This is a genomic window from Microbacterium sp. 71-36, from assembly GCF_001898305.1.
GTDB lineage: Bacteria > Actinomycetota > Actinomycetes > Actinomycetales > Microbacteriaceae > Microbacterium.
The window spans coordinates 116,522-129,114 of sequence record NZ_MKTP01000007.1 but is presented as its reverse complement, the minus strand read 5'-3'; the positions used below and the strand labels follow the sequence as shown (position 1 = coordinate 129,114).

Genomic DNA, 12,593 nt, shown 5'->3' with positions numbered 1-12,593 from the left:
GCTCCGACCCTAGCGAAACCCGCGGAATCGCACGCGGTCGCCGGGCCTCGCCTGGGCCAGGCGGTCGAGGGTGGCATCCGTCACCACGGCGATCACGGGATACCCGCCCGTGACCGGCCCGTCGGCCAGCAGGATCACCGGGCGCCCGTGCGGCGGGACCTGGATCGCGCCGGGGCGCATGCCCTCGCTCGGCAGCTCGTCGTGCCGGACGCGCGCGAGCGTCGGACCGTCGAGCCGGATGCCGACCCGATCGGCGTCGCCCGACACGGTCCAGGTCGCGTCTCCCAGCGTCCGCAGGGCGGCGGGCACGAACCAGTCGGCGCGCGGACCGGGGGCGAGCGAGACCTCGACCGTCGCCGCGGGCACCGACCAGGGGAAGGCGTCGACGGGCCGGACGGGCCCCTCCGGCTCCCCCGCGTGCAGCACGTCCCCGGCGCGCAGCGCGGGCGGGCCGAGCGACGCGAGCACGTCGGTCGCGCGCGACCCGAGGGACTCGGGCACCGCGACGCCGCCGCGCACCGCGAGCACGAACCGGGCGCCCGCGCGCGCGACGCCGATCGACAGCTCGGCGCCGGCGGGGAGGAGCAGCGGGGTGTAGGCATCCACCGCTCGTCCGTCGATCCGCAGATCGGCGAGCGCGCCCGTGACGGCGAGCCACGTGTCCCGCTCGGCGACGGCCCGGAAGCCGCCCAGCACGATCTCGACGCCCCCGGCGGATGCGGCGTTGCCGACGAGGCGGTTGGCCACGCGCAGGGCCGCGCGGTCGAGCGCGCCGGAGCGGGCGACGCCGAGCGCCGCGCGACCGGGGCGGCCGAGGTCCTGCACGGTGGCGAAGGCGCCCGGGGCGAGGATGCGGAGGGCCCCGGGGGCGTGCGCGGCGGAGGGGAATCGGGGAGGGGAGGATGCCGGCGTGGCATCCGGTCCTCCGTCCGCCGGATCTCCTCCCGACGCCGCGGAGATGCGCGCACGCTCGGGCACGAACCGGACCCGCGCGCCGGGGGTCAGCAGCACCGGTTGGGGGGCGTCCGGGACGAAGAGAGGGGCGTCGGTCGTACCGATCAGCCGCCACCCACCCGGGGTCTCCCGGGGATACGCGCCGGCGAACTCGCCCGCGAGGCCCACCGCCCCGGCGGGGACGCGCGTGCGGGGGCGCGCGAGGCGGGGGACGTCGTGAGGCCACGCGTCGCTCACCAAGTAGGCGAACCCGGGGGCGAAGCCCGTAAAGGCGACGCGCCAGAGCGCGGCGGTGTGCCGCGCGACGAGCTCCGCGGGACGGATGCCGAGCAGCGCGGCCGTCTCGTCGAGGTCGGGGCCGTCGTAGCGCGTCGCGAGCTCGACGAGCGGCCCGGGCCGTGCGGCATCCGGGGCCGACGTGGCGGCCGAGAGGATCCACGCCCGCACGGCGGCGGGGGCGATCCGGGCCGGATCGAAGGCGACGAGCACGGTGCGGGCCGCGGGGACCAGGTCGTCGATCCCCGCGGGCGGGCGCGCGGCGAGCGCGGCGTGGAGCTCCAGGACCCGGGCGAGGTCGTCGACCTCGGCGAGCAGCGCCCGCTCCCCCATCGGCCGCAGGGTCACCACGGCGCGCGTACCTCTATCCCTGCGTCGTCGAGCGCGGCGCGCACCGCCCGGGCCATCGCGACCGCGGCGGGGGTGTCTCCGTGCAGGCACAGGGACGCGGCATCCACCGTGATCGACGTGCCGTCGACGGTGTCCACCGCTCCGTCGAGGGCGAGACGCAGCGCGCGGTCGGCGACGAGGGCCGGGTCGTCGATCAGCGCTCCGGGCCGGTCGCGGGGCACCAGCCCGCCGTCGGCGGTGTACCCGCGGTCGAGGAACGCCTCGCGCACGAAGGGCAGGCCCGCGGATGCCGCGGCCTCGACGATCGCGCCCGGGAGACCGAGCACCGACAGCACTCGGCCGAGACGGGCCGAGTGGTCGGCGATCGCGGCGACGACCGCGGCGGCCTGCACCGGGTCGGCGGAGACCGCGTGGTACAGCGCGCCGTGGGGTTTCACGTAGCGCAGGTCGGCGCCGGCGGCCTCGAGGGCGTCGAGCTGCCGGGCGACGCTCTCGCGCAGTTCGGCGGCGGACGGGTCGCGGCGGACGCGGCCGAAGTTCGCGCGGTCCTCGTACGCGGGGTGGGCGCCGATCGCGACACCGAAGCGCGTCGCGCGCTCGACGGAGGCCCGCATCGAGGCGTCGTCGCCCGCGTGCCCTCCGCACGCGACGTTGGCGCTGCTGACGAGCGCGAACATGGCCTCGTCGTCGGCGGTCGGCATCCCGTCGACGGTCTCTCCCAGGTCGGCGTTGAGGTCCACGCTCTTCACGCTACTCGCGTCGGCTCCTCGGGTTCGGGGAAGCGCGCGGCGCGGGTCAGCGGGAGCGGACGATCGCGGACCACACCGGGAAGTCGGGGTCGTGGGCGGGCCAGACCTCGGACGACGGGGCGCGATGGAGGGATGCCAGGCGGGAGATCGCGCGGTCGGCGAGGGCGGGGCCGTCCGCGCCCACCGTCGAACCGCAGCGGACCTCGCGTTCGATGTTGTCGAGCAGGTCCGCGGCGTCTCCGGCGAGGACGACCGTGCGCTCCGGCAGCTCCACGACGAACGACTGGTGTCCCGGGGTGTGTCCGGACGTGTCGATCGCGGCGAGACCCGCGGCCAGCGGCGTGTCGCCGTCGAGGAGGCCGAGCGTGAGGCCGTCGCGGTCGAGGTCGCCCCGGAACAGGAAGTTCCCCCGCGCGTCGGTCGTCTCGTTGACGTGCTGCCACTCCCGTCGCTGGAGCAGCAGCGGCTGATCGGGCGCGAGCAGGCGGGCGGCGCCGGTGTGATCGAAGTGCGCGTGCGTGAGCAGCGCAGCCGCGAGGTCGGCGAGGTCGAGCCCGGCCTCGGCGATCTGGTCGACCAGCGGGTCGCCGGGAGGGACGATCGGCGTGTAGTTCTCGTAGTCGAAGGATGCCGTGCGCGTGGCGCGGTCGCGGATGCGCGCCGGGTCGAACCCGCCGTCGACGAGCACCCACCCCTCGTCGAACACGACCGCCACGGCCGTCACCGGCTCCATGAGGAACCGGAACCGGCTGCCTCCGTCGAGGGACGTCGCCTCCGCGATCGGCTCGTACCCCACGACCATGGGCACGAGGTGCCGCGGCCGCCCGCTCAGCCGCAGCGGCGGAAGGTCCGCGTGATCGACGATCGACGAGCTCATGCCGTCGCCGCCCGGTACGCGCGCCATCCGCCGTGCGCGGTGATGTCGGTCGCGCCCTCGAGCGCGACGGCCTCGCACAGGAATCCGGTGACGCTCGACCCGTCCGCGAGGACGGCGGAACCGATCCCCATGGGCGCGGGCAGATCCGCGACGAAGCGTCCGAACCCGGCGGCCGGGAGCCGCCACACCTCCCCCGCGATCGCGGCGCCGCCGTCGGCCGCGCGGGCGAGGCCCGGCTTCGGCGGAACCGTGTCGAGGGCGTACAGCCGGTACTGCGCGGCGGTCTCGACCTCGGCGACGAACGTCCCGCCGGCGGCGACGAGCTGGTGGTTCAGCGGCTGTCCGCGCAGGTGCGCACCCACGACGAGGAGATCGACGGACGGCGCCTGGATGCGCTCGGCGAGCTGCGCGAGCGTGCGGTCGGCGAACGGGGCGCCCGTGAGCATGACGCCGAATGCCCGGCCGCCGACGACCCCGGCCGGGACGGCGAGGGCGCTGCGGTCGAGCAGGTTCGCGAAGTTCGTGTACCGGCCCATGCGACTGTTCGCGCCGACCGGGTCGGCGGCGACCTCGTCGAGGGTGGGATGCCACGTGGTCGTGGGCGTGAGAAGGGCCACCGTCCCCTCGAGTCGGCGGAGCCCCTCGGCACCCAGGCGGTCGAGACGCTCGCGGTCCCGGAAGTAGTCCGCGGCTCGCGCCTCGGCCCCCGCGAGCACGATCCCGGCGACCGTGGGGTCGAGGTCGGTGCCCACGAGCTCGGGGTGGGCGGCGATGAAGTCGCCCACGGCCGCCGTGCGCTCGGCCACGAAGGCGCCGCCGTAGAGGAGGGACGCTGCTTCGAGGAGCGGCGCGATGTCGACCTCGACGATCTCGACGCCCGAGGCGGCGAGCGCGGCGACGACCCCGGCGAACGCCTCGGCCCAGCCGTCGGCGAGGCCCGCGAGGTGCGCGGCGGTCGGCACGGCCACGCGCGGACGCGCGTCCAGCGGCGGCTCCGGGCGGTCGTCACGTCCCAGCGGATCGATCCCGTCGGGCCCGGCCATGATCTCGGCCGCCGCGCGGGCGTCGGACAGGCCCCGTGCGAACACGGTGACGCAGTCGAGGGTGCGGCACGCGGGCACGACGCCGGTCGCGGGGACGAGCCCCACCGTCGGCTTGACCCCCACGATGCCGTTGAGCGCCGCGGGGACGCGTCCGGAACCGGCGGTGTCCGTGCCGAGCGCGAGGTCGACGATCCCGAGGGCCACCGCCACGGCAGAGCCCGAGCTGGAACCGCCCGAGATCCGCGTCGGGTCCCACGCGTTGCGGACGGCGCCGAACGGGCTGCGGGTCCCCACGAGGCCCGTGGCGAACTGATCGAGGTTGGTCTTGCCGATCACCACGGCGCCCGCGGCACGCAGCCGCGCGACGGCGGTCGCGTCGCGCTCGGGGCGGTACGCGTAGGCGCGGCTCCCGGCCGTCGTCGACATCCCCTCGACGTCGATGTTGTCCTTGACCGCGACGACCGTGCCGGCCAGCGGCAGGCGCTCCCCGGCGGCGACGCCGAGGTCGACCTCGGCCGCCTCGGCGAGCGCGTCGTCCTCGTCGCGGACCGTGATCCACACCTCGGGGCGGTCGACCTCGCGCATCCGGGCGTACGCGGCGCGGACCCGCTCGACGGCGCTCACGCGTCCACCGCCACGGCGGCAAGGAGCTGACCGGCGGCGACGGTCTCGCCCGGACGGACGAACACCTCGGCGACGGTCCCCGTCACCGGCGACCCGATCGGGGTCTCCATCTTCATGGCCTCCAGCACGATCATCTTCTCTTCCTTCTGCACGGACGCCCCCTGGGCGGCATCCACTCTCCAGACCGCGGCGGCGAAGGGCGCGGTCACCCCCACCGTGCCGGGCGGCAGCGCGCGGCCCGCGGTCGGCGCCGCGGCCGGCGCCTCGTCGACGCGGTCGAATTCGCCGCTCGCCCGCCACCTCTCGCGCTCCTCGTCGAAGGCGCGGCGCTGACGTTCGCGGAACGCCGCGATCCCGGGGGCCTCGTCGGCGAGGAAGCGCTCGTACTCGGCGAGCGCGAACTCGCCCTCGACGGTCTCGAAGCTCCCGCGCCCGGCATCCACGTCCGTCCGGAGGTCGAGGAGCTCCTCGGCCGACACGGGGTACCAGCGGATGCGGTCGAAGAACCGCAGCGCCCACGGGTTCTCGGTGAACAGCCCGCCACGGCGGAAGCGGTTCCAGATCTGCACGGTGCGGCCGACGAACTGGTAGCCGCCGGGGCCCTCCATGCCGTAGATGCACATGTACGCCCCGCCGATGCCGACGGAGTTCTCGGCCGTCCACGTGCGCGCCGGGTTGTACTTCGTCGTGACGAGGCGGTGGCGCGGGTCCAGCGGCGTCGCCACTGGCGCGCCGAGGTACACGTCGCCGAGCCCCATCACGAGGTACTGCGCGTCGAACACGGTGCGGTACACGTCGTCGACGCTGTCGAGACCGTTGATGCGGCGGATGAACTCGATGTTCCACGGCGTCCACGGAGCGTCGTCGCGGACCCCGGCCATGTACCGCTCGATCGCGAGCCGCGTGGCGGGATCGTCCCACGACAGCGGCAGGCGCACCTCGCGCGACGGCACCACGAGCTCGGACGTGGGCGGCAGGTCGTCATCGAGCTCGCGCAGCAGCCCGACGAGCTGCGACGCGCGCAGCACCGAGGCATCCGTGTGCACCTGGAGGGACCGGATGCCGGGGGTGACGTCGAGGATGCCCTTCGGCGCCTCCTCGGCGAGGCGTTCCTGCAGCGCGTGCACGCGCATGCGCAGGCCCAGGTCGAGCACCTGGTCGCCGAACTCGACGAGGACGTTGTCGTCGCCGTCGCGGCGGTACGTGGTCCGCGGGCGGAGGACGCGCTCCCCCTCGACCTCCGCGTCGCGCATCGCGATCACGCCGTCGTCGCCGTCGCCGGTCCCCACGAGCGCGGGGGCGGCGACCGCCGGGTCGAGGGTCGCGGCATCCGCTTCCCGGACCGGCGCGAACCGCACGACGTCTCCCGGCCGCAGCTGTCCGAGCTTCCACAGATCCCCGGACGCCACGACCACCGGGCACACGAAGCCGCCGAGGCTCGGTCCGTCGGGGCCGAGGAGCACGGGGGTGTCGCCGGTGAAATCGAGCGCGCCGACGGCGTAGGGCGTGTCGTGGATGTTGGACGGGTGGAGCCCCGCCTCGCCGCCGTCGGTGCGCGCCCACGCCGGCTTCGGGCCGGTGAGGCGCACGCCGGTGCGGGCGGAGTTGACCTGGACGCGGTACTCCGCGGAGTACAGGGCGTCGATGTCGGCGCGCGTGAAGAACTCGGGGGCGCCGTGCGGCCCCTCGGTCACCGCGAGCACCCACGTCGTATCGAGGTGCGGGCGGCGTTCCGCGGGCGTCGGCGCGGGCGCGGCGGACGCCGCCGTGCCGGGGCGCAGCACGTCGCCGGTCACGAGCGCGCGACCGCCGTGCCCGCCGAAACCGCCGAGCGTGAAAGTCGACGCGCTCCCGAGGTACTCGGGAACGTCGATGCCGCCGCGCACGGCGAGGAAGACGCGCATGCCGGGGCCGGCGGCGGTGCCGATGCGCAGCACGCCGCCCGCGGGGACCTCGACCGGCTCCCACTGCGCGACGGGCGCGCCGTCGAGCTCCACCGGGGCCGGCGCACCGGTGACGGCGACCACCGAGGCCTCGCTGAAACGCAGGGTCGGACCGGTGAGCGTGATCTCCAGGCCCGCCGCCCCCTCGGGGTTGCCGACGGCGAGGTTGGCCTCGCGGAAGGACACGGCATCCATGGGTCCGGACGGCGGGACGCCGACCTTCCAGTAGCCGACGCGTCCGGGGAGGTCCTGCACGGTCGTGAGCATGCCGGCATCCACCACGTCGATGCGCGGATCGGGGTCGCGCGCGTCGTCGAGGGTCCCGGTGTCGTGGGTGGCGGCGCGGACGCGCGGGTCGTTCACGATCTCGCGGATCATCCCGGCACCGGTGACGATGCCGTCCACGCGCGTGTCGGCGAGGGCGGCGGAGAGCCGGTCGAGCGCTGCGTCACGGTCGTCGGCGAAGGTGATGACCTTGCCGAGCAGCGGGTCGTAGAACGGCGACACCTCGCTGCCCGCCTCGACCCAGGAGTCGACGCGGATGCCGTCGCCCTCGGGCCAGCTGACGGCGGTGACGAGCCCCGTCGAGGGGGTGTTGCCCCGGTCGGCGTCCTCGGCGTAGATGCGCGCCTCGACGGCGTGACCGCGGGGCTCGAGCGGACCGTCGAACAGGGCCTCGGGCAGCGCGGCGGGGCCGCCGCCGGCGAGGTCGAGCATGAGACCCACGAGGTCCACGCCGAACACCGCCTCGGTGACGGGGTGCTCGACCTGCAGGCGCGCGTTGACCTCGAGGAAGTAGGCGCGCTCGGCGATCGGGTCGTACACGAACTCCGCGGTGCCGGCGGAGCGGTAGCGGATGTCGGCGGCGAGCGCCGCGGCCGTGCGGTGGAGTTCCGCGCGGACTTCCGACGGGAGTCCCGGCGCCGGGGCCTCCTCGACGACCTTCTGGTTGCGGCGCTGCAGCGAGCAGTCGCGGTCGCCGAGGACCGCGACGCGGCCCGCGCCGTCACCGAAGAGCTGCACCTCGACGTGACGCGCGGGGCGCACGAACTTCTCCAGGAACACCCCGGGCGTGCCGAAGCTCGCCGCCGCCTGACGCACCACCGCGTCGTACGCGGCGCGGAGCTCGGCGGCATCCGCGCACACCCGCATGCCGATCCCGCCGCCGCCGCCGGTGGCCTTGAGCATCACGGGGTAGCCGATGACGGATGCCGCGGCCTCGGCCTCGGAGGCCGACTCCAGCACACCGGTACCGGGGAGGAGCGGCACGCCCGCCGCCTCGGCCAGCGCCCGCGCGCGGTGCTTCAGCCCGAAGGCCTCGAGCTGCTCGGGCGTCGGCCCGACCCACGCGAGGCCCGCCGCCTCGACGGCGCGTGCCGCGTCGGCGTTCTCGGCGAGGAACCCGTAGCCGGGGTGGATCGCACCGGCGCCGGTCGCGCGGGCGGCGTCGAGGATCGCGTCGATGCGCAGGTACGACTCCGCGGCGGGAGCGGGACCGAGGCGCACCGCCTCGTCGGCCTCGCGGACGTGGGGAGCCGCGCGGTCGGCGTCGGAGAACACCGCGACCGTGCGGAGCCCGCGCTCGCGGGCGGAGCGCAGGATGCGGCGGGCGATCTCGCCGCGGTTGGCGACGAGGAGCGTGTCGAAACCGGTCACGGGCGCGTCACCACCATGCGCAGCGGCGTGCAGCTGAAGTCGTTGCACGGGTTGTTCATCTGGGGGCAGTTCGACACGATCACGAGCACGTCGCGCTCGGCGCGGAGCGCCACGCGCTTGCCGGGCGCCGACATGCCGTCGACGATGCCGAGCGACCCGTCCTCCTCAACCGGGACGTTCATGAACCAGTTGAGGTTCGACACGAGGTCGCGGGCGCCCAGGCCGTAGCGCGCGGCCTCGGCGAGGAAGTTCTCTCGGCAGCCGTGCTGATAGAGGGTGTGGTGGCCGTACCGGAGGGTGTTCGACTCCTTGCTGCACGCGCCGCCGATCGTGTCCTGCCGGTCGACCTCGTTGCCGACCACCGTCATCAGCGGGCGGCCGAGGTTGCTGCGCAGCACCGTGCCGGTACGGACGTAGACGTTGCGCTGCCACGCGATCGTGTCGGCGGCGCTGTAGCGCTCGTCGGTGTCGTCGGCGGCGTAGACGAGGAAGTCGGCGGACTGGTTGCCGCCCACATCGACGATCGTGAGGACGTCGCCGGCGCGGACGATGCCCGACCACGGCCCACGCGGTGCGACCTGCTCGTCGAGCACGATCTCGCCGGCGACCAGCGGCTCGGACCAGTCGAGGGGGACACCGTCGGCGTGGACGGGACGTTCGGGAACGGTGGTGATCATGACGACTCCAGCTCAGAGCCCGGCCAGGGCGGCGTACGTGATGCTGTTGCGGTAGGCGCGTTCGCGCTCGGGGGTGAGGGAGAACACGGCATCCCCCTCGCCGGTGGGCTGCGACGCCCACGCGGTGATCTGCAGCGGACCCACGATGTAGTCCTCGCGGGGGTCGAGCGGGTGCGGGACGTTCGCGACCAGGACGATCAACGGCAGCTCCGCGACGAGCTCGATCGAGGCGCCCGGGCCGGCGGAGCCGAGCCACTCGAGGTCGCCGTCGGGGTTCGCGCGCACGCCCTGGAAGAACGACACCGCGGGCGGGAGGTCTCGCGCGGTCAGCCCGTGCTTGCTCGCGGCGAGCCGGAGCAGGCCGTGGCCCGACGGCGACGGCCCCTCGGGCGCGGCGTCGCCGTACCGCTCGATGGCGGCCGCGTCGCTCGTCGTGCCGCAGAAGGCGTCGTGGCGGCCGGAGCTGTCGGCGACGATCGTCGCGAGGACGCGGCCGTCGCCCGAGAGCAGCGGGTGCCCCTCGCCGAGGTACGCCTGCCACGGGATCTTCTGCGTGTCCGCGACGTTGAGCCGTTCGCCGGGCTCGACGGCGTTGAAGAGGAGCACGGTGGCGCAGGCGTCGCCGCTGGGATCCGTGAAGCGGATCCGCGTGCCGCGGGCCACGCGCAGGTGCGTGTAGCCGCCGGGGGCCACCGTCTCGGCCCAGCGCAGATCGCCCTCGGCGACCCCCTCCGGCGCGAAGGGCGCCGCCGAGGGCGGGAGATACGGCATCCAGTCCGACTGCGCCGCGCGGGCACGAGCGTCCTCACGGGCGCGCCCCACGTTGCCGAGAGCGTCGACACGACCTTCCATGTGCAGCCTCTTTCTGTCGCTTGACAGGTATTAGACCAGGCGTGCGTTTCGGCGGCGTTACACGGCCCCCGGGTACGGTGGAGCGCATGGCCGCCACCCGAACCGGACGACCCCGCGCCTCCGGGTTGTCGCCCACCGGGCTCGGCACCCGGGCCGACGTCCTCGCCGCCGCGGCCGCCCTCTTCGGCACGCGGGGGTACGCCTCGGCCAGCACGCACGCGATCGCCGAGGCCGCCGGCATCCGCCAGGCCACGCTCTACCACCACTTCGCGCGGAAGCAGGACATCCTGCTCGCGCTGCTGCTCGACACCGTGCAGCCCTCACTCGATGTCGCAGCGCAGCTGCTCGCCCGCGACGAGGACCCCGCCGCGCGGCTGTGGGCCCTGTGCGTCTCCGACGTCACACTCCTCGCCGAGGCCCCGCACAACACCGGCGCGCTGTACCTGCTGCCCGAGGTGTCGGACGCGGCGTTCGAGCCGTTCCGCGAACGCCGGAGCGAGCTCGAGACGACCTACCGCACGCTCGTGGCCGCGTGCGGCGTCGCTGCCGCGGCAGCCGGCGCCTCCCTCGTGCTGGCGCTGGTGGAGAGCGTGATCCTGCAGCGCAAGGGCGGTGAGGCGACCCCCCTGGATGCCGAGACCATCGCCGCCGCCGCGCTGCGCGTGCTCGACCTGGATGCCGCGACGCGCGAGCGCGCGACCGCGCTGGGCCCCGGGGTGCTGTCGGCGCTGGGCTGAGGCCGGAGCTCTACGCGCCGCCCTGGGTCGGGGGCCTAGTCGTCGCCGCCCGGGGTCAGGGGCCCAGTGCGCGATAAACGCGATCGACGACCAGAAACGGGACGTCGTCACGTTTCTCGCCGTGGATCGCGTTTATCGGCAGTTGAGGCCGGCAGCGCGCGCCCGACAGCCCGGCCCGGCGGCTCGGGATGCCACCCCCCGCGCCGCGGGCGATTTCACGCGCCTTTTACACGGGCGAAACCACGGCGAACGCCGGCGAGCGGAGTCTTTCTGTCAGGCAACAGAAACCCTATTCGCCCCTCATCGCCGGGAGCCCGCCCATGATCATCTTCGGAGTCGCCCTGAGCGTCGTCCTCATCCTCGTCGTCGGCATCGTCGTCGCGCGCAAGGTCGACGGCGACAGCGCGAACTACCTCGTCGCCGGGCGCCGCCTCGGCGTCCCGCTCGTCGCCGTCAGCCTCACCGCCGCCGCCGTCGACGCCAATGCGACGGTCGGCAACACCGACCTCACGTCGCAGTTCGGCTTCTGGTCGGGAGCGTCGCTCGCCATCGGCCTCGCGGTCTGCCTCCTGCTGACCGGACTCTTCCTCGCCAAGCGGATGAACGGCATGAAGCTGTTCACCCTCGGCGACTTCTTCCGCCTGCGGTACGGACGCCCCGTGGAGCTGCTGGCATCCGTCCTGATGATCGTGTCGTTCACGTTCCTCCTGGCCGGCAATCTCGTCGCCTGCGGCTTCCTCCTCGAGCGCTTCGCGAACATCCCCTACGCGTGGGGCGTGGTGCTCGCCGTCGTCCTCGTTCTCGCGTACACGGTCGCCGGCGGCCTGTTCTCGGATGCCTACACCGCGGCGATCCAGACCACGATCACCGTCGTGGCGGCCATCGTCCTGCTGGGGTGGGTCGCGCTCTCGTACGGGATCGTGATCCCCGAGGGCATGGGACCCCTCGACCTCCAGCAGCTCACCGACCCCGCCGCCGGGGCCCCGATCAACTGGGCCACGCTGATCTCGCTCGCCATCGGCGACATCGTCGCGATCGACTTCATGCAGCGCATCTTCGGCGCGAAGAGCCCCACGGTCGCGCAGCGCTCGTGCTTCATCGCCGCCGGCCTCACCGCCGCCATCGGATCCGTCTTCGCCATCGTCGCCCTGAGCGTGTCGTCGACCCTCGGACTCTCCGTCGAGAACGGTCCCGTGCTGTACCAGCTGCTCGGCGACTACGCCCCGCCCATCATCGCGATCCTCGTCCTGTCGGGCATCGTCGCCGCGTCGTTCTCGACCGCGTCCGGCGCGATGCTGGCCACCTCGGCGATCGCCGTGCGCAACATCTTCACGGTCCGCCGCCACACCGGAACCGGCCCCGACCCGCTGCTGCGCTGGACGCGTCTCGCGATGATCCCGTTCGTGATCGCCGGCGCCTTCCTCGCGATCCGCGTCAGCCAGACCGGCATCCTGCTCACCCTCGCCTTCGACCTCATGCTCGCGTGCCTCGCGGCGCCGTTCGTGATCGGGGTGTTCTGGAAGCGGCCGGGCGCCGTCGCCGCCCTCGGCGCCATGGCGGTCGGCTTCGTCGTCCGCATGACGCTGCTGGCCCTCACCCCGACGCTGTACGGCGTGCCGAACGACATCCTGTACATCCCGAACGACCTGGTCGGGGCGGACTTCGACGGCTGGGCGACGCTCGTCTCGACGCTCGTCGGGTTCGGCACCTACGTGGTGCTGGCCTTCGCGGTGCCGCGGCACACGTCGGAGCTCGACCGGGAGGCGGCGGTCCTCGCCGACCTCGCCGCCGAGCGCGAGGCGTCGGAGAAGGTCGAGGTTCCCGCATGACTTTGGATCCCAAGATGCAACGTTC

General features: G+C 74.2%; 9 protein-coding genes. 2 read left to right on the top strand and 7 right to left on the bottom strand.

The genetic code is table 11. The annotated features are described in order from the left end of the window. Window positions 1-9: 9 nt before the first annotated feature. From BGO45_RS15485 to BGO45_RS15455, 7 genes are read right to left on the bottom strand one after another with little or no spacing between them, the layout of a single operon-like run. Complete coding sequence (locus BGO45_RS15485) at window positions 10-1,578, bottom strand: 5-oxoprolinase/urea amidolyase family protein (RefSeq protein ID WP_292695867.1); 1,569 nt, start codon at window positions 1,576-1,578, stop codon at window positions 10-12. After that, a complete protein-coding gene (locus tag BGO45_RS15480; protein WP_292695864.1) occupies window positions 1,575-2,330 on the bottom strand; it encodes a 5-oxoprolinase subunit PxpA in 756 nt (251 codons plus the stop codon). The genes BGO45_RS15485 and BGO45_RS15480 overlap by 4 nt, the downstream gene beginning before the upstream one ends. Window positions 2,331-2,376: 46 nt before the next feature. Further along, the gene (locus tag BGO45_RS15475) at window positions 2,377-3,207 is read right to left on the bottom strand and encodes an MBL fold metallo-hydrolase (protein ID WP_292695862.1); all 831 of its coding nucleotides are present in this window, start codon (window positions 3,205-3,207) and stop codon (window positions 2,377-2,379) included. Further along, window positions 3,204-4,874 carry an allophanate hydrolase gene (locus BGO45_RS15470; protein ID WP_292695860.1) on the bottom strand — a complete coding sequence of 557 codons (1,671 nt, stop codon included), beginning with the start codon at window positions 4,872-4,874 and terminating at the stop codon, window positions 3,204-3,206. The genes BGO45_RS15475 and BGO45_RS15470 overlap by 4 nt, the downstream gene beginning before the upstream one ends. Beyond that, window positions 4,871-8,473: an urea carboxylase gene (gene uca, locus BGO45_RS15465; RefSeq protein ID WP_292695933.1), complete on the bottom strand. Its 3,603-nt coding sequence runs from the start codon at window positions 8,471-8,473 to the stop codon at window positions 4,871-4,873. The genes BGO45_RS15470 and uca overlap by 4 nt, the downstream gene beginning before the upstream one ends. Beyond that, the gene (locus tag BGO45_RS15460) at window positions 8,470-9,150 is read right to left on the bottom strand and encodes an urea amidolyase associated protein UAAP2 (RefSeq protein ID WP_292695858.1); all 681 of its coding nucleotides are present in this window, start codon (window positions 9,148-9,150) and stop codon (window positions 8,470-8,472) included. The genes uca and BGO45_RS15460 overlap by 4 nt, the downstream gene beginning before the upstream one ends. 12 nt (window positions 9,151-9,162) lie before the next feature. Then, window positions 9,163-10,002 carry an urea amidolyase associated protein UAAP1 gene (locus tag BGO45_RS15455; protein ID WP_292695854.1) on the bottom strand — a complete coding sequence of 280 codons (840 nt, stop codon included), beginning with the start codon at window positions 10,000-10,002 and terminating at the stop codon, window positions 9,163-9,165. Window positions 10,003-10,088: 86 nt separating this feature from the next. Between BGO45_RS15455 and BGO45_RS15450 the strand changes: the two genes are divergently transcribed. Together BGO45_RS15450 and BGO45_RS15445 are read left to right on the top strand one after the other, a co-directional pair. After that, window positions 10,089-10,739 (top strand): TetR/AcrR family transcriptional regulator, encoded by a 651-nt coding sequence (locus BGO45_RS15450; protein WP_292695852.1) that lies wholly within the window; start codon window positions 10,089-10,091, stop codon window positions 10,737-10,739. A gap of 320 nt (window positions 10,740-11,059) precedes the next feature. Beyond that, a complete protein-coding gene (locus BGO45_RS15445; RefSeq protein ID WP_292695850.1) occupies window positions 11,060-12,568 on the top strand; it encodes a sodium:solute symporter family protein in 1,509 nt (502 codons plus the stop codon). Window positions 12,569-12,593 lie beyond the last annotated feature (25 nt).

Excerpts from the sequence above, each read along its gene's own strand:
- BGO45_RS15475 (WP_292695862.1), bottom strand. The coding sequence starts at position 3,207 with ATGAGCTCGTCGATCGTCGATCACGCGGACCTTCCGCCGCTGCGGCTG.
- BGO45_RS15460 (WP_292695858.1), bottom strand. The coding sequence starts at position 9,150 with ATGATCACCACCGTTCCCGAACGTCCCGTCCACGCCGACGGTGTCCCC.
- BGO45_RS15455 (WP_292695854.1), bottom strand. The coding sequence starts at position 10,002 with ATGGAAGGTCGTGTCGACGCTCTCGGCAACGTGGGGCGCGCCCGTGAG.
- BGO45_RS15450 (WP_292695852.1), top strand. The coding sequence starts at position 10,089 with ATGGCCGCCACCCGAACCGGACGACCCCGCGCCTCCGGGTTGTCGCCC.
- BGO45_RS15445 (WP_292695850.1), top strand. The coding sequence starts at position 11,060 with ATGATCATCTTCGGAGTCGCCCTGAGCGTCGTCCTCATCCTCGTCGTC.